The following is a 22,131-nucleotide window of genomic DNA, read 5'->3' on the forward strand; positions in this document are numbered from 1 at the left end:
GTTTTTCCTGCGCGTTGCTCGTTTTCCGCACCGTTTCGCGTGTCGGCGCGACGCAGCGTTACTGATACAATTTCCTGATGACCTATCAAGTTCTCGCACGCAAGTGGCGTCCGAAGGATTTCGCTTCGCTCGTCGGCCAGGAGCACGTCGTCAGGGCGCTCACGCACGCGCTCGACGGCGGGCGTCTCCATCACGCCTATCTGTTTACCGGAACCCGCGGCGTCGGCAAGACGACGCTGTCGCGGATCTTCGCGAAGGCGCTCAACTGTGAAACCGGCGTCACGTCGCAGCCGTGCGGCGTGTGCCGCGCGTGCCGCGAGATCGACGAAGGCCGCTTCGTCGACTACGTCGAGATGGACGCGGCGAGCAACCGCGGCGTCGACGAGATGGCCGCGCTGCTCGAGCGCGCGGTGTACGCGCCCGTCGATGCGCGCTTCAAGGTCTACATGATCGACGAAGTGCACATGCTGACGAACCACGCGTTCAACGCGATGCTGAAGACGCTCGAGGAGCCGCCGCCGCACGTCAAGTTCATCCTCGCGACGACCGATCCGCAGAAGATTCCCGTCACCGTGCTGTCGCGCTGTCTGCAGTTCAACCTGAAGCAGATGCCGGCCGGGCACATCGTGTCGCATCTCGAGCGGATCCTCGGCGAAGAGCGGATCTCGTTCGAGCAGCAGGCGCTGCGCCTGCTCGCGCGCGCTGCGCAGGGCAGCATGCGCGATGCGCTGTCGCTGACCGACCAGGCGATCGCCTATTCGGCGAACGAAGTGACCGAATCGGCGGTGTCCGGCATGCTCGGCGCACTCGACCAGACCTACATGGTGCGCCTGCTCGATGCGCTCGCGGCCGGCAACGGCCCGGAGATCCTCGCGATCGCCGACGAGATGTCGCTGCGCAGCTTGTCCTTTTCCACCGCGCTGCAGGATCTCGCGAGCCTGCTGCACCGGATCGCATGGGCGCAGTTCGCGCCGGGCTCGGTGCTCGAGGAATGGCCGGAAGCGGCCGACCTGCGCCGCTTCGCGGAGGCGCTGAGTCCCGAGCAGGTTCAGCTGTTCTATCAGATCGCGACGGTCGGACGCGCGGAGCTCGGCCTTGCGCCGGACGAATACGCCGGCTTCACGATGACGCTGCTGCGGATGCTCGCGTTCGAGCCGGCCGTCGGCGCCGGCAGCGCGCCGGGGGGGCAGCCGGCCGTGCCGCGTGCCGTCGCCGCGCCCGCGCCGCGTGCGACCGCTGCTGCTGTGTCGGCTGCGGCGCCCAAGTCGGCAGCGGTACCCGTAGCGGCACCGGCACCCAAGCCGCCAGCGGCAGCCGCACCGCCCGCCGCCGCGGAGGCCGTACGCCCGCAGGCTGCCGCTCCGGTCGCGCCCGCCGCGCGTCCGTCGCCGGTCCAGTCCGGCGATGCGGCGGCTTCGTCGGCCGTGACGCCTGTCGCGACACCGGCAGCGGCTGCAGCCGAAGCGCCGGCCGCACCGCAGCCGCAAGCGAACCCGGCGCCTCAGGCGGCACCGGCGAGCGATGCGCCGCCGACCGTGCGCGACGAACCTGAACCGCCTGCCGCCGCCAAGCGCATCGACGAACCTGCAGCGCCTGCCGAACCGGCGCCGCGTGCCACGCCGGCCACGCTGGCCACACCGGCCACACCGGCCACGCCAGCCACGCCAGCCACGCCGGCCGCGCGCCCGTCGGCCCGCGGCGGTGCAGCTGCCGCCCTCGACGTGCTGCGCAATGCCGGCATGCGCGTGTCGTCCGACCGCTCGCGGGCGGACGCCGCGCCGAAGCCGGCCGCGGCCCAGCCGGCCGTCGACAAACCGGCGCCGTCGCGTCCTGCCGTGCAGGTGCCGACGCCGCGTGCGGCGGCTCGCGCACCGCAGGCAGCCGACACGCGCCAGGCGCCGCCGCCGTGGGAAGACATTCCGCCGGACGAATACGTGCCGCTCAGCGCCGACGAGATGTTCGGCGGTGCGGCCGACGACGGTTTCGTCCCGGTATTCGACAGCGGCCCCGACGACGTGCGCATTGCGCCGAAGCCGGCGGAGGCCCGTCCGTCCGCACCGGTCGACACGCGCCCGCTGCCGCCCGCGATCGCGCTCGATCCGATCGGCTTCGACGGCGAATGGCCGGCGCTGGCCGCACGGTTGCCGCTGAAGGGCGTCGCGTATCAGCTTGCGTTCAACAGCGAGCTGACGGCGGTCGACGCGACGACGTTGAAACTGTCCGTCCCGGTGCCGCAGTATGCGGACGCCGCACAGGTCGCGAAGCTGAAGGCCGCGCTGGCCGACGCGCTCGGCAAGCCTGTCGAGGTCGCGGTCGAGGTCGGGCCCGCACGGCGCACCGCGGCAGCGCTCGATGCGGCTGCACGTGCGGCACGCCAGCGCGAGGCCGAGCAGGAGATCCACGGCGATCCGTTCGTCCAGCAACTCGTCCGTGATTTCGGCGCGCGTATCGTCGAAGGCTCGGTGCGGCCGCTCGCCGATTCGGCGCCGGACGGCGCGCCGCCGACGCTGCATTGAACGAATCGCACCGCGACAGGCACAATCACGCCCGCACACATTGACCGGCATGCGCCGCGTGCCGGTTTTCACACGATCAAGAAGGAGTATTCCCATGTTGAAAGGCAACCTCGCCGGACTGATGAAGCAAGCGCAGCAAATGCAGGAAAACATGAAGAAGATGCAGGAGCAGCTTGCGCAGATCGAAGTCGAAGGGCAGTCGGGCGCCGGCCTCGTCAAGGTGACGATGACGTGCCGCAACGAAGTGCGTCGCGTGGCGATCGACCCGAGCCTGCTCGCGGACGACAAGGACATGCTCGAGGATCTGGTCGCGGCCGCGTTCAACGATGCCGTCCGCAAGGCCGAAGCGACGTCGCAGGAGAAGATGAGCGGCATGACGTCGGGCCTGCCGCTGCCCCCGGGTTTCAAGCTGCCGTTCTGAGCGCAGCGTCCGTTCAGCCCGTTCAGCCTCCAGCCGCCGTATGAAACAGCCGTCCGCCCTGTCCGCGCTCGTCGAGGCGCTGCGTGTCCTGCCCGGCGTCGGGCCGAAATCCGCGCAGCGCATGGCGTACCACCTGATGCAGCACGATCGGGAGGGCGCGGAGCGGCTCGGCCGGTCGCTGCTGTTCGCGACCGAGCACCTGCAGCACTGCGAGAAGTGCAACACGTTCACGGAAGCGCAGATCTGCGAGGTGTGCAGCGACGACGAGCGTGATCCGACGCTGCTGTGCGTCGTCGAGACGCCGGCCGACCAGATCATGCTCGAACAGACCATGACGTACCGCGGGCTGTATTTCGTGCTGATGGGGCGGCTGAGCCCGCTCGACGGGATCGGCCCGAAGGAAATCCATTTCGACCGCCTCGTGCGGCGCGCGTCCGACGGCGTCGTCAAGGAGGTCGTGCTCGCGACCAACTTCACGAACGAGGGCGAAGCCACCGCGCACTACCTCGGCCAGACGCTGAAGGCGCGCGGGCTCGCGGTCACGCGCCTCGCGCGCGGCGTGCCGGTCGGCGGCGAGCTCGAATACGTCGACGCGGGCACCATCGCCCGCGCGATGCTCGACCGCCGCACGATGTAAGCGGGGCGCCGCCGGCGAGCGGCGCCGTCCTCATGTCAGGGAGACACATGAGCACCAGTCAGGGCCCGCTCGCGGGCGTCAAAGTGCTCGAATTCGGGACGCTGATCGCGGGGCCGTTCGCGTCGCGCCTCTTGGCCGAATTCGGCGCGGAAGTGATCAAGATCGAGGATCCGAACGGCGGCGACCCGCTGCGCAAGTGGCGCAAGCTGCATCCGGAGCAGGGCGGCACGTCGCTGTGGTGGTCGGTCCAGGCCCGCAACAAGAAATCGGTCACCCTCAACCTGAAATCCGATGCCGGCAGGGCGATCGCGCGGCAGCTCGCGCGCGAGGCCGACATCGTGGTCGAAAACTTTCGCCCCGGCCTGCTCGAGAAGCTCGGCCTCGGCTACGACATCCTGTCGGCCGACAACCCCGGTCTCGTGATGGTGCGCCTGTCCGGCTACGGGCAGACGGGCCCGTACCGCGACCGGCCCGGCTTCGGCGCGATCGCCGAATCGATGGGCGGATTGCGTCACATCACCGGCTATCCGGATCTGCCGCCGCCGCGCATCGGCATCTCGATCGGCGACTCGATCGCCGCGCTGCACGGCGTGATCGGCGCGTTGATGGCGCTCCATCACCGCAACGTGAATGGCGGCGCGGGGCAGGTGGTCGACGTTGCGCTGTATGAAGCGGTATTCAACATGATGGAAAGCGTGGTGCCCGAATACGGCGTGTACGGGATGGTGCGCGAGCGCACCGGCGCGTCGCTGCCGGGCATCGTGCCGTCGAACACCTACGCGTGTCGCGACGGCAGCATCGTGATCGGCGGCAACAGCGACCCGATCTTCAAGCGGCTGATGAAGGCGATCGAGCGCGACGACCTCGCGGACGATCCCGCACTCGCACGCAACGACGGACGCGTGCCGCGCACGCAGGAAATCGACGACGCGATCGCCGCGTGGCTCGCGCCGCGCACGATCGACGACGCGCTGGCCGTGCTCAACGCGGCCGACGTGCCGGCAGGGCGCATCTACAGCGCCGCCGACATGTTCACCGATCCGCAGTTCGTCGCGCGACAGATGATCCAGCGTTTCAAGCTGGCCGACGGCACCGACATTCCGCTGCCGAACGTCACGCCGAAGCTGTCCGGCACGCCGGGCGAAACGCGCTGGCTCGGGCCCGAACTCGGCGAGCACACGGACGAGGTGCTGCGCGGCCTCGGCTACGATGCGCAGGCGATCGCCGCGCTGCGCGAGGCCGGCGCGATCTGAGCGTCCCGAGCCCGGCGACGCGCGCCGGGTTTTCCCGACGGGACTTTCTTCCGGGTGGCTGACTACGGGTGGCCGCGCGTTTTCCCGAGTGTGCGGAACGCCGCCGCGCAGTGCGGCGGCGCACCGCATGCGCGAGCTGCGTGCGGGCCCGTCAGACGCCGCCGGACTGTCGCTCTCGCGCCATCTTTCCTCGGTTACAATCGCCGGATGCGAATCCTACTCAGCAACGACGACGGCTATCTCGCCCCCGGTCTCGCCGCGCTCAGCGACGCGCTGCGGCCGTTGGCCGACCTCACCGTGATCGCACCCGAGCAGAACTGCAGCGGCGCGTCGAATTCCCTCACGCTGTCGCGGCCGCTGTCGGTGCAGCGCGCGACGAATACGGGTTTCTTCTACGTGAACGGCACGCCGACCGACTCGGTGCACGTCGCGTTGACGGGGATGGCCGACGAGCGTCCGGACCTCGTCGTGTCGGGGATCAACAACGGCCAGAACATGGGCGAAGACACCCTCTATTCAGGGACAGTTGCGGCCGCCACCGAAGGCATCATGTTCGGCGTGCCGGCCATCGCGTTCTCGCTGGCCGACAAGGGCTGGGCGCATCTGGCCGACGCCGCGCGCGTCGCCGCGGAAATCGTCGAGCATTACCTCGCGCATCCGCTACCCGGTCAGCCGCTGCTGAACGTCAATATTCCGAATCTGCCGTACGACGAACTGAAGGGCTGGAAGGTCACGCGCCTCGGCAAGCGTCACCCGTCGCAGCCGGTGATTCGCCAGACCGACCCGCGCGGCGAGCCGGTTTACTGGATCGGTGCCGCGGGTGCGGCGCTGGACGCGAGCGAAGGTACCGATTTCCACGCCGTCGCAAACGGTTTCGTGTCGATCACACCGCTGCAGCTCGATCTCACGCATACGCAAATGCTGCCTGCAACGCGCGAATGGGCGCGCGTAGGCGGGCGGGCTTCATGAGCGGCGAGCGCGCGAAGCGGTTCCCGCTCGCGCTCGAAGATCTCAAGCGAGCGCCACGCAAATCGGAAGTCCGGTCCGGGTCCGGTGAACGCCATGCGGCGATCGCGGTGCCGAAGGCCGCCGACAAGCCCGCTGCCGTGCTCAAGCCGGTGGCGAAGACGGGCGCCGCCCGCGCGCTGCCCGGCACGGGCGCCGCCAAGCCTGCGACCGCACCGAAGCCGACCGTGCTGAAGCCCGCGATGCCGAAGCCGGCCTCGCCGAAGCCGGCCGCGCCGAGCGTCGCGCCTGCCGGCGCGTTCGCGCTGACCTCGGAACGTGTGCGCGAGCGCATGGTCGAACGCCTGCGCGCGAACGGCGTGACCGACGCGCGCGTGCTGGATGCAATGGCCGCGGTGCCGCGCCACATGTTCGTGGATCCGGGGCTCGCGACGCAGGCCTATGAGGATGCCGCGTTGCCGATCGGCCACCAGCAAACGATCTCTAAGCCGTCGGTCGTCGCGCGCATGATCGAGCTCGCGATGGCCGGCCGCACGCTCGAGCGCGTGCTCGAGATCGGCACCGGGTGCGGCTACCAGGCCGCGGTGCTGAGTCACGTGGCGCGCGACGTGTATTCGATTGAACGCATCAAGCCGCTCTACGAGCGCGCGAAGCTGAACCTGCGGCCGCTGCGCGTGCCGAACATCCGTTTGCATTATGGCGACGGGCGTGTCGGCCTGCCGTCCGCAGCCCCGTTCGACGCGATCGTGATCGCGGCGGCGGGGCTCGACGTGCCGCAGGCGCTGCTCGAGCAGCTCGCGATCGGCGGGCGGCTCGTCGCGCCGGTCGGCGCGCAGAGCGGGCAGCACCAGGTGCTCACGCTGGTCGAGCGCGTCGCGCCCGCGCAATGGCGAGAGTCCCGGCTTGATCGCGTTTTCTTTGTCCCTTTAAAATCCGGAGTGATTTGAAACCGATGAGTATGTTGCGCGCGATGCAAAACAACCGAACCAGGGAACCGCTCACGTTCGCCCAGCGCGCGATCTGTGTGGCTGCATTCTCCACGCTACTGGCCGCCTGTGCGACGCGGCTCGACAACGCGCCCGTCGTCGACCGCTCCGGAACGCTCGGCACGACCGCTGCCGCGCAGCCGGCGGTGCCGCTCGGCCCGCCGCCGCCCGGCTTCTACCGGGTGAAACCGGGTGACACGCTGTACCGGATCGCACTCGAGAACGGGCAGAACTATCGCGACATCGCCGCGTGGAACAACCTGACCAACCCGAACCAGATCGAAGTCGATCAACTGCTGCGCGTCGCGCCGCCGGGCGGCGCCGCGGTTGCCGGCTCGCAGGTTGCCGCGCCGATCGGCGGCGCCGCCGTCGCGACCGCGCCGCTCAGCAGCGGTCCCGCGACGCCGGCCGCAGGCTCGTCGTCGTCCGCGGTCACGCCGCCGGCTGCCGCCTCCGCATCGAGCGATGCGGCAGCAGCGCCGAGCGGCCCCGTGACGTTTGCATGGCCCGTGCGCGGCCCGCTGCTGAACGGTTTCGACGACGCGAAGAACAAGGGTGTCAATATCGGCGGCACGTCGGGTGAACCCGTGAAGGCGGCGGCCGATGGCCGCGTCGTCTACTCGGGCAATGGCCTGCGTGGCTACGGCAACCTCATTATCATCAAACACGATGCAACTTACCTCACGGCGTATGCACATAATCGCGCTTTGATGGTAAAAGAGGGGGACGCGGTGACGAAGGGGCAGAAGATCGCCGAGATGGGTAACAGCGATGCCGACCGCGTGATGCTGCATTTCGAGGTTCGCCGGCAGGGTAAACCTGTCGATCCGCTGAAGTATTTGCCGCCTCAATAACCGAGACGACCATGCCGAAATCGAAGCGCCACGAGCCGCAAGCCGAGTCTGAGAAGATCAGTCGTGCCACGCAAGCATCGGTGGAGCGAGCTGGCGCTTCGAAGGACGACGAAGACGACGTCGCGGAAAACGAACGTGATATCGAGGCAAGCGACGCCGAAGCGGACGGCGACGGCGAGCGCGAAGGCCGTACGGAAGCGGCTCCCGATGTCGACGATTTCCGCGCATTGCTGCAGGCCGAGCTCACGGCCGACACGATCCAGCATTACCTGAACCGCATCAGCGTGAAGCCGCTCCTGACCGTCGAGGAGGAGCAGCGCTATTCGCGTCTCGCGAAGGCCGGCGAATTCGAGGCGCGGCAGGTGATGATCGAGCGCAACCTGCGTCTCGTCGTCAGTATCGCGAAGGGTTACCTGAACCGCGGCGTGCCGCTGCTCGACCTGATCGAGGAAGGCAACCTCGGCCTGATGCACGCGATCGAGAAATTCGATCCGACGCGCGGCTTTCGCTTCTCGACCTATGCGACGTGGTGGATCCGCCAGAGCATCGAGCGGGCGATCATGAACCAGGCGCGCACCGTGCGCCTGCCCGTGCACGTGATCCGCGAGCTGAACCAGGTGCTGCGCGCGAAGCGCCACCTCGAAAAGAATTCGATGTCGACGGGCGAGGCGGCCGAGCGCCGCGAAGCCAGCATCGACGACATCGCCTATCTCACCGGCAAGACCGCCGAGGAAGTCACCGACATCCTCGCGCTCAACGAGCACACCGCATCGCTCGACGCACCGCTCGACCTCGATCCCGCGAGCAGCCTGCTCGACCTGCTGCCCGACGACCAGAGCCAGTCGCCCGACGCCGAGGTGCAGCACCGCGAACTCGAGACGCTCACGCGCGCGTGGCTGTCACGGCTGTCCGACAAGCACCGCCATGTGATCGAGCGCCGCTTCGGGCTGAACCACATCGAACCGGCCACGCTCGAGGAGCTGGCCGACGAGATGGGGCTCACGCGCGAGCGCGTGCGGCAGATCCAGCAGGAAGCACTGGTGCGCCTCAAGCGGTTCTTTGCCTCCAATGGCGTGCGCAAGGACGCCGTTCTGTAACTGATGACTCCGATTCTCGTTTTTGACATCGAGACCATTCCCGATGTCGACGGCATTCGCCGTCTTGAAGATCTGCCCGCGACGCTCGACGATGCCGCGGTGGCCGAACATGCGTTCGCCGCGCGCCGCGAGAAGACCGGCGGCGATTTCCTGCCGCATCACCTGCAGCGCATCGCGGCGATTTCCTGCGTGTTCCGCGACAACAACGGTTTCCGTGTGCGCTCGCTGGGCACGCCGCAGGACACCGAAGCGACGCTGATCCAGTCGTTCTACCGCGTGATCGAGAAATACACGCCGCAGCTCGTGTCGTGGAACGGCGGCGGCTTCGATCTGCCGGTGCTCCATTACCGTGCGCTCGTGCACGGGATTCCCGCGACGCGCTACTGGGACCTGGGCGAGGACGACCGCGAATTCAAGTGGAACAACTACATCGCGCGCTATCACTCGCGGCATACCGATCTGATGGACGTACTCGCGATGTATCAGGCGCGCGCGAACGCGCCGCTCGACGCGCTCGCGAAGCTGTGCGGCTTTCCGGGCAAGCTGGGGATGGACGGCAGCCAGGTGTGGCCGGCGTTCCAGGAAGGGCGGATCGAGGAAATCCGCAACTACTGCGAAACCGACGTCGTCAACACTTACCTGCTGTATTGCCGGTTCCAGCTGATGCGCGGCGGCCTGACACCGAGCGAATATGCGGACGAGATCCTGCTCGTGAAGAATTCGCTTGCGCAGGAGCCCGCGTCGCATTGGGCCGAATACCTGGCCGGCTTCGACGCGTGACGCGGGCGGCCCGCGTCGCGGCCGCGATCAATCGAGTTCGAGCACGACCGGCTGGTGATCCGACGCGCGCACGTCGCCATCGATCTCGCAGCGCGTGACGCGCGGCAGCAACGTGTCGGTCACGAACACGAAATCGCACGCGAGCGGCCCATCCGACCATTGCGCCGTGTCGTAGACGCCGGCGGTCGGCGGCGGCGTCTGGCCCGGGTGCCGGGCGACCCAGGCATCGACGAACGACGGCGCGTCCGCGATCGGCTCCAGCAGGCGCCGGTACGCATCGCTGCCGAACGCGCTATTGAAATCGCCGCAGATGATCGCGTCGCGCGGCTGGCCGGTCGCGGTGAACGGTCCCGTGGCGTTCTCCGCCGGGGCGGGCTGGTCGGCGTGGGCGCAGGCTTCGCGGTGCCGGGCGCGCATCGCATCGACCTGTGCGAGTCGCTGGCGCGCCGAATAGAATTCGAGGTGCGTCGTGACGATCCGCAGCGCGCCTGATGGCGTCGTCAGCTCGACGTCCAGCGCGACGCGCGGCATCGACGGCCCGCCGGCGTCGGCCGGCCACGGCAGCAACTGGCGCAGCACGCGTCCGACCGGCAGCCGTGTCGCGATCGCATTGCCGAACTGCCGGCGCGGCGCGCCGGGTTCGAGTGCCGGCAGGTCGGCGCCGATCGCCTCGACGATCGTATAGCCGGGCAGCAACGCCGCCAATTCGATGAACTGGTCGGGGCCCGGCTGGCCGGGCAGCGCGCCGAAGCCGCGCGTGACTTCCTGCAGGCACAGCACGTCGAAGTCGCCGAGCCGGCGGCCGGCGGCAATGGTGCCCGCGAGGTCGACGACGCCGTCCGCGTCCCGACCCCATTGAACGTTCCAGTCGATCAGTCGCATGGTCGAATCTCCTGCGAGCAGAGAGCCTCTTGCGAGCAGAACTTGTGCCGCCGGTTGGCTGGCAAGACGCCGCGCCGCGGGCCCTTTGTGCATCATGCGGCGCGGTGGATGCATTCGTATCGACACGGGCGCCATGAAAGCGGGCGATGCGGGCTGTCGTCGTCTACAATCTCGCCTTCTTCAACGTTTGTCAGGAAAAGCTGGTGTCCGAAGCCGTCCCCACTTCTGCGCGCAAATCGAAAAATGCGCCCGTCGCGCCCGGGCCTGCCCCGGTTCTCGAGATCGAATCGCTCGACATGGAAGCGCGCGGTGTCGGCCGCACGGTGACCGAGGACGGCACGCCGGGCAAGGTCATCTTCGTCGAAGGCGCGCTGCCCGGCGAGCGCGTGACGTATTCGAGCTACCGTCGCAAGCCGAGCTACGAGCAGGCGACCGTGGTCGACATCCTGCGCCCGAGCGTGCTGCGCACGCAGCCGAAATGCGCGTTCTTCGGCACCTGCGGCGGCTGCTCGATGCAGCACCTCGACATGCGCGCGCAAGTGGCGATCAAGCAGCGGGTGCTGGAGGACAACCTGTGGCACCTGTCGAAGCTGCGCCCCGAGACGGTGTTCGCGCCGATCCATGGCCCGTCGTGGGGCTACCGCTACCGTGCGCGCCTGACCGTGCGCAACGTCGCGAAGAAGGGCGGCGTGCTGGTCGGGTTCCACGAAAAGAAGAGCAGCTATGTCGCCGACATGACGAGCTGCGAAGTGCTGCCGCCGCATGTGTCCGCAATGCTCGTGCCGCTGCGCCGGCTGGTCGAGGGGCTGTCGATCCGCGACCGGATGCCGCAGATCGAACTCGCGGTCGGTTCGCAAGTCACGGCGTTGGTGCTGCGCGTGCTGGAGCCGATCAATGCGGACGACGAAGCGCTGCTGCGCGCGTTCGCGGACGAGCACAAGGTGCAGTTCTGGCTGCAGCCGAAGGGCCCGGACACGGTGACGCCGTTCTATCCGCTCGACGTACCGCTCGACTACACGCTGCCGGAGTTCGGTATCCGCATGCCGTTCAAGCCGACCGACTTCACGCAGGTCAACCATCAGATCAACCGCGTGCTGGTGGGCCGCGCGCTGCGCCTGCTCGCGCCGTCGCGCGACGATCGCGTGCTCGACCTGTTCTGCGGGATCGGCAACTTCACGCTGCCGCTCGCGCGACTGTCGCGCGAGGTGATGGGCATCGAAGGCAGCGAAACGCTGACGACGCGCGCGCTGGCGAATGCGCGCGAAAACGGTGTCGATGGCCACACGACGTTCGCGTGCCGGAACCTGTTCGAAGTGACGGGCGACGACCTCCGTGCGCTCGGCGCATTCGACAAGTTCCTGGTCGACCCGCCACGTGAAGGCGCGCTTGCGGTGTCGAAGGCGCTGGCCGAAATCGCGCAGAGCGGCGAAGGCCCGCTGCCGAAGCGGATCGTCTACGTGTCGTGCAACCCGTCGACGCTCGCGCGCGACGCCGGCCTGCTCGTGCACGAGGCCGGTTACCGCCTGAAGGGCGCAGGGGTCGTGAACATGTTCCCGAATACGTCGCACGTCGAATCGATCGCGCTGTTCGAGCGCGACTGAGCGGGCGGGCGTCGGACGTAAAAAAACCGGCCCGCGGGCCGGTTTTTCATCGGGTGCGGCGAACGTCAGTTGCGGTTGCCACCGAAGATGCCGAGCAGCGCGAGCAGGTTCGTGAACACGTTGTACAGGTCGAGGTAGATCGCAAGCGTGGCCGAGATGTAGTTCGTCTCGCCGCCGTTCACGACGCGCTGGACGTCGAACAGCATGTAGGCCGAGAAGATCGCGATCGCGAGCACCGACACGGTGAGCATCAGCGCCGGCAGTTGCAGGAAGATATTCGCGACCGAGGCCAGCAGGATCACGATCACGCCCATGAACAGCCACTTGCCGAGCCCCGAGAAATCGCGCTTGCTGACGGTGGCGATCGTCGCCATCGCGGCGAAGATGATGCCGGTGCCGCCGAACGCGAGCATGATCAGCGACGGGCCGTTCGAGAAGCCGAGGATGAAGCTCAGCAGCCGCGACAGCATCAGGCCCATGAAGAACGTGAAGCCGAGCAGCACGAACACGCCGGCCGCGCTGTTTTTCGTCCGCTCGATCGCGAACATGAAGCCGAACGCGATCGCGAAGAACGCGAGCAGGCTCATCATCGGGCTCGTGGCCGCGAACAGCGAGAAGCCCGTCGCGACGCCGACCCAGGCGCCCAGCACGGTCGGCACCATCGACAGCGCGAGCAGCCAGTACGTGTTCCGCAGCACGCGGTTGCGAACTTCGGCGGTGCTGACGGAACCGCCGCGGCCGAAATTGTACGGATAGTCGTTCATGGTTTCTCCTAACATTGAACGCGTGGGCGTCCGGGGCCGGTTCGGCGCGCGCGAGGTGCGGCGCAGCAAACCGGGGCAGCTATGGCTAAGATACGTTCCGCGCCGCCAGGTTTCAATGCGTGCGGCGCAAAAAACATATGGATTCGAAACCTTTCATTCGTGTAAGGGTTCAATCGCAATGATACACGGGATCGTGCTACAATAGCGGATTCATTTGAACCTGTAACTTCTTAATTTTTTGGAGTTTTTATGGCAATCGAGCGCACCCTGTCGATCATCAAGCCGGATGCGGTGGCAAAGAACGTGATCGGTCAGATCTACAGCCGTTTCGAAGGCGCCGGCCTGAAGATCGTCGCATCGCGCATGGCTCACCTGTCGCGTGCCGACGCAGAGAAGTTCTATGCGGTTCACGCAGCACGTCCGTTCTTCAAGGACCTCGTCGATTTCATGATCTCGGGCCCGGTGATGATCCAGGTTCTGGAAGGTGAAGGCGCAATCCTGAAGAACCGCGACCTGATGGGCGCAACGGATCCGAAGAAGGCGGAAAAGGGCACGATCCGCGCCGACTTCGCCGACAGCATCGACGCGAACGCCGTGCACGGCTCGGACGCTGCCGAAACGGCCGCGGTCGAAATCGCGTTCTTCTTCCCGGAAATGAACGTCTACTCGCGCTAAGCCCTGGCTGGCAACAAGTAGGCAGGATTCAGCGCAAGCGGCAAGGCAGCACATCATGACGAGCGAAACTTCCGTCAATCTTCTCGACTTCGATGCCGAGGGTCTTGTCGCGTACTGCGGCAGCCTTGGCGAGAAGCCGTTCCGCGCCAAGCAGTTGCAGCGCTGGATCCACCAGTACAACGCCGGCGATTTCGACGGCATGACCGATCTCGCGAAGTCCCTGAGAGAAAAGCTCAAGGGCCGTGCGTCGATCGTGATGCCCGAGATCGCCAGCGATCACGTTTCCACCGACGGCACGCGCAAGTGGCTGATCGACGTCGGAAACGGCAATGCGGTCGAGACCGTGTTCATCCCGGAAGAGACGCGCGGCACGCTGTGCGTGTCGTCGCAGGCCGGGTGCGCGGTCAACTGCCGCTTCTGCTCGACGGGCAAGCAGGGCTTCTCCCGCAACCTGTCGACAGCCGAAATCATCGGTCAGCTCCGGATGGCCGAATTTGCACTGCGTGCGTCACTGGGTCGCGCGCCTGGCCCGAACGGCAAGGCCGAACGGGTCGTCACCAATGTGGTGATGATGGGCATGGGCGAGCCGCTGCTGAACTACAGTGCGGTCGTGCCCGCGATGCGACTGATGCTCGACGACAACGCGTACGGCCTGTCGCGCCGCCGCGTCACGCTGTCGACGTCTGGCGTGGTGCCGATGATGGACCGCCTCGGCACCGAATTGCCGGTCGCGCTCGCCGTTTCGCTGCACGCGCCGAACGATGCGCTGCGCGACGAGCTGGTGCCGCTCAACAAGAAGCATCCGCTTCGCGAGCTCATGGCCGCGTGCCAGCGCTATCTGAAAGTCGCGCCGCGCGACTTCATTACTTTCGAATACTGCATGCTCGACGGCGTCAACGACACCGAAGCGCATGCGCGCGAACTGCTGGCCGTCACGCGTGACGTTCCATGCAAGTTCAATCTGATCCCGTTCAATCCGTTTCCGGAATCGGGGCTCATCCGCTCGAAGCCGGAGCAGATCAAGCGCTTTGCACAGGTCCTCATCGACGCGGGTGTCGTCACGACCGTGCGCAAGACGCGCGGCGACGACATCGACGCCGCGTGCGGCCAGCTGGCCGGCGCCGTGAAGGACCGCACGCGCCTGGCGGAGCGAACGGGCGCAGCAGCAAAAATCATCGAAGTTCGGGCAATTTGACGGGGTGCCAGGTCGGGGCGGCCTGGCCCGGATGCCCGAGCCTCTTGGCGGTACAACACGCGAATAGCGATCGGTCGCGGCGCCCTGGCGCCGCGCATGATATGGACAGTTGCGGGTGCCGGCCGGCGCAAGCCGGCGGCGCTCGCCAGTGAAGAAGAATCGACGCGAGGACAAGGATGAGTGAGCCGCAGCCGACAAACGGCGCAGAGACGGATGCCGCGAAGCCGGCACCGGCGGGGTTGGAAACGCTGGCGGCCGTCGGCAGCCGGCTGGCGCAGTTCCGGGAAGCAAAGGGCTGGACGGTCGATGACGTGTCGGCGCGGCTCAAGGTCGCCCCGCAGAAGCTGCGTGCGCTCGAGGCAGGCGACATCAGTCATTTGCCCGGCGTGACGTTCGCGCTCGGCGTCGTGCGCAGCTACGCGAAGATGCTCGGCGTCGATCCGGAGCCGTTTGCGCAGGCGTTGCGCCGCGAGCGCGGCGTGCCGGAAGTCGATCTGTCGATGCCCGCGTCGTCGGGGAAAGATCTGCCGCGCGGCCGCGTGTCGATTCCGCTCGGCGGTTCGTCGCGCCACCATCCGTGGCTGTGGGGGACGGCGATCGTCGTCGTCGCGGTAGTCGCGGTGCTCATGTGGCACACTGGCGGCGATTCGTCGAGCTGGCTCGCGCGTTTCAAGGGCGGTGACACCGGCCCTGCGTCGGCGGCCAGCGCGCCGGTGGCGTCTTCGGTCGAAGAAACGGCCGCGGGCGGCGGCGCGTCGGCGGCAGCCGGCAACGATGCCCCGGCGCAGGTCGCGGCATCCGCCGTGGCGCCGCAGGTCGTTGCATCGGCTGCGCCGGCGCCGGCTCCGGCTCCGGCCCCCGCGGTCGCGGCGCCTGCGTCGCAACCCGTCGTGACGGCCGCGGCGAGCGGCGCGGCCGTGCCGGCCCAGCCCGCGAGCGTCGTGGTGGCGGCAGGCCAGTCGATGGTCGAACTGAAGGTCAAGCAGGATTGCTGGTTCAGCGTGCGCGACAAGAACGGCAAGGAGCTGTTCTCGGCGCTGGTGCGGGCCGGCGAGACGAAGCAGGTCGCCGGCGACGGGCCGTTCAAGGTCACGATCGGCAACAAGGCAGGCATGGACGCGGTCGCGTTCGACGGAAAACCCGTCGATCCGGCAAAATATTCGGCAGCGCGGGGTAACGTGGCGCGGTTCACGTTGCCCTGACGTCAAGCGCCGTGGCGAGGGCCTGTCCGGGACAGGCCGCGAGGGCACGGCGCTTTTTCAATTCATGCGCCGCTTCGCGGCGCATTCCGCGTAAATGGATCTATCGATGCAATCCGAAGCTCAATCCCCACGCAGCAGTCAGATTTGTTCAACCGAGCCGGTGTTCGGCGGGCATCAGCCGCGTCGCGTGTCGCATGCGGTGGATGTTCGTTGGGGCGGGCAGCTCGTGACGATCGGCGGCGATGCGCCGGTGCGCGTCCAGTCGATGACGAATACCGACACGGCCGATGCGATCGGCACGGCGATCCAGATCAAGGAACTCGCGAACGCGGGCTCCGAACTGGTCCGCATCACCGTCAACACGCCGGAGGCCGCGGCCGCCGTGCCGGCGATTCGCGAGCAGCTCGACCGGATGGGCGTGACCGTGCCGCTGGTCGGCGATTTCCACTACAACGGCCACCTGCTGCTGCGCGACTACCCGGGCTGCGCGGAGGCGCTGTCGAAGTACCGGATCAATCCCGGCAACGTCGGCCAGGGTGCGAAGCGCGACACGCAGTTCGCGCTGATGATCGAAGCCGCGGCCAAGTACGACAAGGCGGTGCGGATCGGCGTGAACTGGGGCAGCCTCGACCAGGACCTGCTCGCGCGCATGATGGACGAGAACGGCGCGCGTTCGCAGCCGTGGGACGCGCAAAGCGTGATGTACGAGGCGCTGATCCAGTCGGCGATCGGCTCGGCCGAGCGTGCGGTCGAACTGGGTCTCGGGCGTGATCGCATCGTGCTGTCGTGCAAGGTCAGCGGTGTGCAGGACCTGATCGCCGTATACCGCGAACTCGGCCGCCGCTGCGGCTTCGCGCTGCACCTCGGTCTGACCGAGGCCGGCATGGGCTCGAAGGGCATCGTCGCGTCGACGGCCGCGCTCGGCGTGCTGCTGCAGGAAGGGATCGGCGACACGATCCGCATCTCGCTGACGCCGGAGCCGGGCGCGCCCCGCACGGGCGAGGTGATCGTCGGCCAGGAAATCCTGCAGACGATGGGCCTGCGCTCGTTTGCGCCGATGGTGATCGCGTGTCCGGGCTGCGGCCGCACGACGAGCACGCTGTTCCAGGAGCTCGCGATGCAGATCCAGACGTACCTGCGCGCGCAGATGCCCGTATGGCGCAAGGAATATCCGGGTGTCGAGAAGATGAACGTCGCGGTGATGGGCTGCATCGTCAACGGCCCGGGCGAATCGAAGCACGCGAACATCGGCATCAGCCTGCCGGGTTCGGGCGAGAATCCGGCCGCGCCCGTCTTCATCGACGGCGAGAAGGTCAAGACGCTGCGCGGCGAGCGGATCGCCGAGGAATTCCAGCAGATCGTCAGCGACTACGTCGCACGCAACTACGGCCGCACCGAGGCCCTGAATTAATTCGTCCACACACACGATGACTGAACAGAAACGCAAGATCGAGAAGCTCACCGGCGTCAAAGGCATGAACGACATCCTTCCGCAGGATGCCGGCCTGTGGGAGTTCTTCGAAGCCACCGTGAAATCGTTGCTGCGCGCGTACGGCTACCAGAACATCCGTACGCCGATCGTCGAACACACGCAGCTCTTCACGCGCGGCATCGGCGAAGTCACGGACATCGTCGAGAAGGAAATGTACAGCTTCACCGACGCGCTGAACGGCGAGAACCTGACGATGCGCCCGGAGAACACCGCGGCCGTCGTGCGCGCGTCGATCGAGCACAACATGCTGTACGACGGCCCGAAGCGCCTGTGGTACATCGGCCCGATGTTCCGTCACGAGCGTCCGCAGCGCGGCCGCTATCGCCAGTTCCACCAGGTCGGCGTCGAGGCGCTCGGCTTCGCGGGCCCGGATGCGGACGCCGAGATCATCATGATGTGCCAGCGCCTGTGGGACGACCTCGGGCTGACCGGCATCAAGCTCGAGATCAACTCGCTGGGCCTCGCGGAAGAGCGGGCCGCGCACCGCGTCGAACTGATCAAGTACCTCGAGCAGTTCGCCGACGTACTGGACGAGGACGCGAAGCGCCGCCTGTATACGAACCCGCTGCGCGTGCTCGACACGAAGAATCCCGCGCTGCAGGAAATCGCACAGAACGCGCCGAAGCTGATCGACTTCCTCGGCGACGAATCGCGTGCGCACTTCGAAGGGCTGCAGCGCCTGCTGCTCGCGAACAACATTCCGTTCAAGATCAACCCGCGTCTCGTGCGCGGCCTCGACTACTACAACCTGACCGTGTTCGAGTGGGTGACCGACAAGCTCGGCGCGCAGGGCACGGTCGCGGCCGGCGGCCGCTACGATCCGCTGATCGAGCAGCTCGGCGGCAAGCCGACCGCCGCATGCGGCTGGGCGATGGGCATCGAGCGCATTCTCGAACTGCTGAAGGAAGAGGATCTCGCGCCCGAGCAGGAAGGTGTCGACGTGTACGTGGTGCACCAGGGCGAGACGGCGCGCGAACAGGCGTTCATCGCGGCCGAGCGCCTGCGCGATACGGGCCTCGACGTGATTTTCCACTGCAGCGCCGACGGCGCGCCGGCAAGCTTCAAGTCGCAGATGAAGCGGGCCGACGCAAGCGGCGCCGCGTTCGCGGTGATCTTCGGCGAAGAAGAGGTCGCGAACGGCACGGTGGGCGTGAAAGCGCTGCGTGGTGCAGGCGAGGAAGGGGAAAAGAACGTTCAGCAGACCGTACCGGTCGAAAGCTTGACCGAATTCCTAATCAATGCGATGGTTGCATCCGCCGAAGACGGCGACGACTGATCGCGCTGGCATTCGCTCGACTAGAAAAAGCCTGAACAGGAAGGAATCGCTCGCCGATGAGTTATCACGACGAACAAGAATCGATTGAAAGTCTCAAGGCGTGGTGGGCCCGCTGGGGCAACCTCACCACGTGGATCGTGCTCGCGGCGCTGGTCGTCGCGGCCGGTTTCAACGGCTGGAATTACTGGCAGCGCCGTCAGGCCGCCGAGGCTTCCGGGTTGTACGAGCAGGTCCAGAAGGCCGCCGCCGCGAACGACAAGGCGACGATGGCCCGCGCGGCCGCCGACATGGAAGACAAGTTCGCCCGCACGCCGTATGCGCAGATGACGGCCCTGTCGGCCGCGAAGACGCTCTACGCGGCAGGCGACGCCGCCGGCGCGAAGGCCCAGCTGCAATGGGCTGTCGATCACGCCAGGGATGACGAGTACAAGCAGATCGCGAAGCTGCGTCTCGCGTCGCTGCTGCTCGACGAGAAGGCGTACGATGCGGGCCTCGCGCTGCTGTCCGGCACGCCGGTCGATGCATTCAAGGGCGTCGTGGCGGATCGCCGCGGCGATCTGCTGGCCGCGCAAGGCAAGACCGACGGCGCGCGCGCTGCGTACAAGCTCGCGCTCGACGGCCTGTCGCAGGACGACCAGTCCGCGCGCCAGCTCGTGCAGTTCAAGCTCGACGCGCTCGGCGGCTGATTCCAGCCCCCTCAACCTCTTAACTCTGCTTCGCTAACCGATGAATTTGCTGAAACGTTACGCTGTGCCCGTTGCCTGCGCGGCGGCTGTCCTGGCATTGGCGGCCTGCTCGTCGTCGAAGGACGCGCGCCGCGTGCCGACGCCGCTCACCGAGTTCAAGCCCGTCATGGACGTGCAACAGGTCTGGAAGGCGAGCGTCGGCAAGGGCGGGCGCTACCTGTTCACGCCGGTGGCCGTGGGCGACGCCGTCTATGCCGCGGGTGAGAACGGTTCGGTCGAGAAGATCGACGCGAAGACGGGCCAGACGCTGTGGCGCGCGAAGGTCGGTTCGGACCTGTCGGCCGGTGTCGGCAGCGACGGCAACCTGACCGCGGTCGGCGCGCTCAAGGGCGGCGTGTTCGTCCTCGGCCCCGACGGCAAGCTGCTGTGGAAGACGAGCGTGCAGGGCGAGATCTTCTCGCCGCCGCTGGTCGGCAACGGCCTCGTGATCGTGCGCACGATCGACGGCCAGGTGATCGCGTTCAACGCGCAGACGGGCGAGCAGAAGTGGAACTACCGCAACCGCGCGGTGCCGCTGAACCTGCGCGTGTCGGCCGGCATGACGTTCGCGGGCGATGCGGCCGTGCTGGCGGGCTTCCCCGGCGGCGGTCTCGTTGCGATCAACCTGCAGACGGGCGAGCCGTTCTGGCAGACGCCCGTGTCGTTCCCGAAGGGTGTGACCGAAGTGGAGCGCATCAACGACGTCAGCGGTCCGCCGACGCTCGTGGGTGCCGAAGCGTGCGCGGTCACGTTCCAGGGGCAGATCGGCTGCTTCGACGCGAACTCGGGCCGCCCGCTGTGGGAAAAGTCGTTCTCGAGCCGCAGCGGCCTCGCGCAGGACGATTCGGTCGTCGCCGGCGGCGACGACTGGTCGGTCGTGACGGCCTACGACGTGGCGAGCGGCAACCAGCTCTGGCGCAACGACAAGCTGAAGAGCCGCGACGTCGGCGTGCCTTACCTGCTTGGCCATGCGGTCGTGATGGGCGACTACAAGGGTTTCGTGCACTTCCTGTCGCGCGAGGACGGCAGCTTCATCGCCCGGATGAAGACGGACGGCAGCGCGATTACCGCGGCGCCGGTGCTGGCGGGCAATACGCTCGTCGTGCAGACGAAGGACGGCGGCCTGTACGGGTTCCGTCCGCGCTGACGCGCACGCAACAGGCGCAATCGCGGCGCGGCGGGCTGGTCCCGCGCGCCGCGGTCGCGCGACACGAAGGCGGCCGGTGTCCCCGGCCGCTCGGTATTTGAAAGGCAGTTCGAAACGAAAGACCACGGCGTGCAACGCGCGCCCGGCGCGCGCATCCGGCGCGGCGCGAATTCGTGATATTTTCATTCAGCGCAGCCGCCCGCAGCAGCGGGCCTCCCGCTGCTGCGCATCACCGTAGAAAACACAGATGAAACCGGTCATTGCCCTTGTTGGGCGCCCCAATGTGGGGAAATCCACGCTGTTCAACCGGCTCACGCGCTCGCGTGATGCGCTGGTCGCCGACTTGCCCGGCCTCACGCGCGATCGCCATTACGGCGAAGGGCGGGTCGGCGAACGGCCGTACCTGGTCGTCGATACCGGCGGCTTCGAGCCCGTCGCGAAGGACGGCATCCTGCACCAGATGGCGCGCCAGACGCGGCAGGCCGTCGAGGAAGCCGACGTCGTTGTGTTCATCGTCGACGGCCGTAACGGGCTCGCGCCGCAGGACAAGTCGATCGCCGACTACCTGCGCAAGACCGGCCGGCCGATCTTCCTGGTCGTCAACAAGGCCGAGGGGATGAAGTACACGGCGGTCGCGACGGACTTCTACGAGCTCGGTCTCGGCGATCCGCGCGCGATCTCGGCCGCGCACGGCGACGGTGTGACCGACATGATCAACGAGGCGCTGGAAGTCGCGTATGCGGGCCAGCCCGAGGAAGCGGACGAAGACGATCCGTCGCGCGGCATCAAGATCGCGATCGTGGGCCGCCCGAACGTCGGCAAGTCGACGCTCGTGAACGCGCTGATCGGCGAGGACCGCGTGATCGCGTTCGACATGCCGGGCACGACGCGCGATTCGATCTACGTCGACTTCGAGCGTAACGGCAAGAAATACACGCTGATCGACACGGCGGGCTTGCGGCGCCGCGGCAAGGTGTTCGAGGCGATCGAGAAATTCTCGGTCGTGAAGACGCTGCAATCGATTTCCGACGCGAACGTCGTCATTCTTCTGCTGGATGCGCAGCAGGACATTTCCGACCAGGACGCGCACATCGCCGGCTTCGTCGTCGAACAGGGCCGCGCGCTCGTGATCGGCGTCAACAAGTGGGACGGTCTCGACGACCACGCGCGCGATCGTGCGAAAGCCGATTTGACCCGCAAGCTGAAATTCCTCGACTTCGCGAAATCGCACTACATTTCGGCCGCGAAGAAGACGGGCATCGGCGCGCTGATGCGCTCGGTCGACGACGCGTACGCGGCGGCCATGGCGAAACTGCCGACGCCGAAGCTCACGCGCGCGCTGATCGAGGCCGTCGAGTTCCAGCAGCCGCGCCGCCGCGGTCCGGTGCGTCCGAAGCTGCGCTACGCGCACCAGGGCGGGCAGAATCCGCCGCTGATCGTGATCCACGGCAACGCGCTCGACGCGGTGACCGAAACGTACAAGCGCTACCTCGAAAACCGATTCCGCGAAACTTTCTCCCTGACCGGGACTCCATTGCGCATAGAGTTCCGTTCGTCGAACAATCCGTACGCGGACAAGGGCTGAACATGCCTGCCACGCACGTCCCGCAAGGCATAGGCCGCATGGCCTGCTGCCGGGCGGGGCAGGCAAAATCAGCTATA

The 22,131-nt window shown here is 67.2% G+C and carries 20 protein-coding genes; 18 read left to right on the forward strand and 2 right to left on the reverse strand.

All coding sequences use genetic code 11. The features are described 5' to 3' along the window. The first annotated feature begins 77 nt into the window (after positions 1-77). The 9 genes from SB786_RS22260 (at position 78) to SB786_RS22300 (ending at position 9,510) form a co-directional block, all read left to right on the forward strand. On the forward strand, positions 78-2,516 hold the full coding sequence (locus SB786_RS22260; protein WP_410729372.1) for a DNA polymerase III subunit gamma/tau: 2,439 nt from the start codon (positions 78-80) through the stop codon (positions 2,514-2,516). Positions 2,517-2,610: 94 nt separating this feature from the next. Then, complete coding sequence (locus tag SB786_RS22265; RefSeq protein ID WP_006755698.1) at positions 2,611-2,937, forward strand: YbaB/EbfC family nucleoid-associated protein; 327 nt, start codon at positions 2,611-2,613, stop codon at positions 2,935-2,937. A gap of 40 nt (positions 2,938-2,977) precedes the next feature. Continuing rightward, the gene (recR, locus tag SB786_RS22270) at positions 2,978-3,574 is read left to right on the forward strand and encodes a recombination mediator RecR (RefSeq protein ID WP_006755697.1); all 597 of its coding nucleotides are present in this window, start codon (positions 2,978-2,980) and stop codon (positions 3,572-3,574) included. A gap of 47 nt (positions 3,575-3,621) precedes the next feature. Continuing rightward, positions 3,622-4,827, forward strand: coding sequence for a CaiB/BaiF CoA transferase family protein (locus tag SB786_RS22275; protein ID WP_410729373.1), 1,206 nt, complete (start codon positions 3,622-3,624; stop codon positions 4,825-4,827). Between the two features lie 207 nt (positions 4,828-5,034). Beyond that, complete coding sequence (surE, locus tag SB786_RS22280; RefSeq protein ID WP_410729374.1) at positions 5,035-5,796, forward strand: 5'/3'-nucleotidase SurE; 762 nt, start codon at positions 5,035-5,037, stop codon at positions 5,794-5,796. Continuing rightward, a complete protein-coding gene (locus tag SB786_RS22285; RefSeq protein ID WP_410729375.1) occupies positions 5,793-6,740 on the forward strand; it encodes a protein-L-isoaspartate(D-aspartate) O-methyltransferase in 948 nt (315 codons plus the stop codon). Before surE ends, SB786_RS22285 begins: the two co-directional genes overlap by 4 nt. A gap of 5 nt (positions 6,741-6,745) precedes the next feature. Then, on the forward strand, positions 6,746-7,633 hold the full coding sequence (locus SB786_RS22290; RefSeq protein ID WP_410729376.1) for a peptidoglycan DD-metalloendopeptidase family protein: 888 nt from the start codon (positions 6,746-6,748) through the stop codon (positions 7,631-7,633). Positions 7,634-7,644: 11 nt separating this feature from the next. Further along, positions 7,645-8,730, forward strand: a complete 1,086-nt coding sequence (gene rpoS / locus SB786_RS22295; protein ID WP_006761418.1) for an RNA polymerase sigma factor RpoS — start codon at positions 7,645-7,647, stop codon at positions 8,728-8,730. Positions 8,731-8,733: 3 nt separating this feature from the next. Continuing rightward, positions 8,734-9,510 carry a 3'-5' exonuclease gene (locus SB786_RS22300; protein ID WP_410729377.1) on the forward strand — a complete coding sequence of 259 codons (777 nt, stop codon included), beginning with the start codon at positions 8,734-8,736 and terminating at the stop codon, positions 9,508-9,510. 27 nt (positions 9,511-9,537) lie between these two features. Here the strand turns inward: SB786_RS22300 and SB786_RS22305 are convergent, their stop codons facing one another. After that, positions 9,538-10,392: an endonuclease/exonuclease/phosphatase family protein gene (locus tag SB786_RS22305; RefSeq protein WP_410729378.1), complete on the reverse strand. Its 855-nt coding sequence runs from the start codon at positions 10,390-10,392 to the stop codon at positions 9,538-9,540. Between the two features lie 146 nt (positions 10,393-10,538). Here SB786_RS22305 and rlmD point away from each other — a divergent pair, with 146 nt between their 5' ends. Beyond that, positions 10,539-11,993 (forward strand): 23S rRNA (uracil(1939)-C(5))-methyltransferase RlmD, encoded by a 1,455-nt coding sequence (rlmD, locus tag SB786_RS22310; protein ID WP_410729379.1) that lies wholly within the window; start codon positions 10,539-10,541, stop codon positions 11,991-11,993. Between the two features lie 65 nt (positions 11,994-12,058). Here the strand turns inward: rlmD and SB786_RS22315 are convergent, their stop codons facing one another. After that, positions 12,059-12,757, reverse strand: a complete 699-nt coding sequence (locus SB786_RS22315; RefSeq protein WP_006761414.1) for a Bax inhibitor-1/YccA family protein — start codon at positions 12,755-12,757, stop codon at positions 12,059-12,061. Positions 12,758-13,006: 249 nt separating this feature from the next. Here SB786_RS22315 and ndk point away from each other — a divergent pair, with 249 nt between their 5' ends. The 8 genes from ndk (at position 13,007) to der (ending at position 22,054) form a co-directional block, all read left to right on the forward strand. Then, complete coding sequence (ndk, locus tag SB786_RS22320; protein WP_006478674.1) at positions 13,007-13,432, forward strand: nucleoside-diphosphate kinase; 426 nt, start codon at positions 13,007-13,009, stop codon at positions 13,430-13,432. A gap of 55 nt (positions 13,433-13,487) precedes the next feature. Further along, positions 13,488-14,627 (forward strand): 23S rRNA (adenine(2503)-C(2))-methyltransferase RlmN, encoded by a 1,140-nt coding sequence (rlmN, locus tag SB786_RS22325; RefSeq protein WP_410729380.1) that lies wholly within the window; start codon positions 13,488-13,490, stop codon positions 14,625-14,627. Between the two features lie 176 nt (positions 14,628-14,803). Next, positions 14,804-15,829, forward strand: a complete 1,026-nt coding sequence (locus tag SB786_RS22330; RefSeq protein ID WP_410729382.1) for a helix-turn-helix domain-containing protein — start codon at positions 14,804-14,806, stop codon at positions 15,827-15,829. A gap of 106 nt (positions 15,830-15,935) precedes the next feature. Beyond that, positions 15,936-17,240, forward strand: coding sequence for a flavodoxin-dependent (E)-4-hydroxy-3-methylbut-2-enyl-diphosphate synthase (gene ispG / locus SB786_RS22335; RefSeq protein WP_410729383.1), 1,305 nt, complete (start codon positions 15,936-15,938; stop codon positions 17,238-17,240). A gap of 16 nt (positions 17,241-17,256) precedes the next feature. Continuing rightward, positions 17,257-18,597, forward strand: coding sequence for a histidine--tRNA ligase (gene hisS, locus SB786_RS22340; RefSeq protein ID WP_006754903.1), 1,341 nt, complete (start codon positions 17,257-17,259; stop codon positions 18,595-18,597). 56 nt (positions 18,598-18,653) lie between these two features. Next, positions 18,654-19,283, forward strand: a complete 630-nt coding sequence (locus SB786_RS22345; protein ID WP_410729384.1) for a tetratricopeptide repeat protein — start codon at positions 18,654-18,656, stop codon at positions 19,281-19,283. A gap of 40 nt (positions 19,284-19,323) precedes the next feature. After that, positions 19,324-20,469 (forward strand): outer membrane protein assembly factor BamB, encoded by a 1,146-nt coding sequence (gene bamB, locus SB786_RS22350; RefSeq protein ID WP_410729385.1) that lies wholly within the window; start codon positions 19,324-19,326, stop codon positions 20,467-20,469. A 247-nt stretch (positions 20,470-20,716) separates the two neighbouring features. Further along, positions 20,717-22,054: a ribosome biogenesis GTPase Der gene (gene der / locus SB786_RS22355; protein WP_006754898.1), complete on the forward strand. Its 1,338-nt coding sequence runs from the start codon at positions 20,717-20,719 to the stop codon at positions 22,052-22,054. Positions 22,055-22,131 lie beyond the last annotated feature (77 nt).

Origin of the sequence: Burkholderia sp. SIMBA_062, from assembly GCF_046534765.1 — a bacterium.
Taxonomy (GTDB): Bacteria; Pseudomonadota; Gammaproteobacteria; order Burkholderiales; family Burkholderiaceae; genus Burkholderia; species Burkholderia ambifaria.

Excerpts from the sequence above, each read along its gene's own strand:
- SB786_RS22315 (WP_006761414.1), bottom strand. The coding sequence starts at position 12,757 with ATGAACGACTATCCGTACAATTTCGGCCGCGGCGGTTCCGTCAGCACC.
- ndk (WP_006478674.1), top strand. The coding sequence starts at position 13,007 with ATGGCAATCGAGCGCACCCTGTCGATCATCAAGCCGGATGCGGTGGCA.
- SB786_RS22305 (WP_410729378.1), bottom strand. The coding sequence starts at position 10,392 with ATGCGACTGATCGACTGGAACGTTCAATGGGGTCGGGACGCGGACGGC.
- der (WP_006754898.1), top strand. The coding sequence starts at position 20,717 with ATGAAACCGGTCATTGCCCTTGTTGGGCGCCCCAATGTGGGGAAATCC.
- SB786_RS22260 (WP_410729372.1), top strand. The coding sequence starts at position 78 with ATGACCTATCAAGTTCTCGCACGCAAGTGGCGTCCGAAGGATTTCGCT.
- SB786_RS22275 (WP_410729373.1), top strand. The coding sequence starts at position 3,622 with ATGAGCACCAGTCAGGGCCCGCTCGCGGGCGTCAAAGTGCTCGAATTC.
- SB786_RS22330 (WP_410729382.1), top strand. The coding sequence starts at position 14,804 with ATGAGTGAGCCGCAGCCGACAAACGGCGCAGAGACGGATGCCGCGAAG.
- rlmD (WP_410729379.1), top strand. The coding sequence starts at position 10,539 with ATGCGGGCTGTCGTCGTCTACAATCTCGCCTTCTTCAACGTTTGTCAG.
- bamB (WP_410729385.1), top strand. The coding sequence starts at position 19,324 with ATGAATTTGCTGAAACGTTACGCTGTGCCCGTTGCCTGCGCGGCGGCT.
- SB786_RS22345 (WP_410729384.1), top strand. The coding sequence starts at position 18,654 with ATGAGTTATCACGACGAACAAGAATCGATTGAAAGTCTCAAGGCGTGG.
- hisS (WP_006754903.1), top strand. The coding sequence starts at position 17,257 with ATGACTGAACAGAAACGCAAGATCGAGAAGCTCACCGGCGTCAAAGGC.
- ispG (WP_410729383.1), top strand. The coding sequence starts at position 15,936 with ATGCAATCCGAAGCTCAATCCCCACGCAGCAGTCAGATTTGTTCAACC.
- SB786_RS22265 (WP_006755698.1), top strand. The coding sequence starts at position 2,611 with ATGTTGAAAGGCAACCTCGCCGGACTGATGAAGCAAGCGCAGCAAATG.
- rlmN (WP_410729380.1), top strand. The coding sequence starts at position 13,488 with ATGACGAGCGAAACTTCCGTCAATCTTCTCGACTTCGATGCCGAGGGT.
- SB786_RS22285 (WP_410729375.1), top strand. The coding sequence starts at position 5,793 with ATGAGCGGCGAGCGCGCGAAGCGGTTCCCGCTCGCGCTCGAAGATCTC.
- recR (WP_006755697.1), top strand. The coding sequence starts at position 2,978 with ATGAAACAGCCGTCCGCCCTGTCCGCGCTCGTCGAGGCGCTGCGTGTC.
- surE (WP_410729374.1), top strand. The coding sequence starts at position 5,035 with ATGCGAATCCTACTCAGCAACGACGACGGCTATCTCGCCCCCGGTCTC.
- SB786_RS22290 (WP_410729376.1), top strand. The coding sequence starts at position 6,746 with ATGAGTATGTTGCGCGCGATGCAAAACAACCGAACCAGGGAACCGCTC.
- rpoS (WP_006761418.1), top strand. The coding sequence starts at position 7,645 with ATGCCGAAATCGAAGCGCCACGAGCCGCAAGCCGAGTCTGAGAAGATC.
- SB786_RS22300 (WP_410729377.1), top strand. The coding sequence starts at position 8,734 with ATGACTCCGATTCTCGTTTTTGACATCGAGACCATTCCCGATGTCGAC.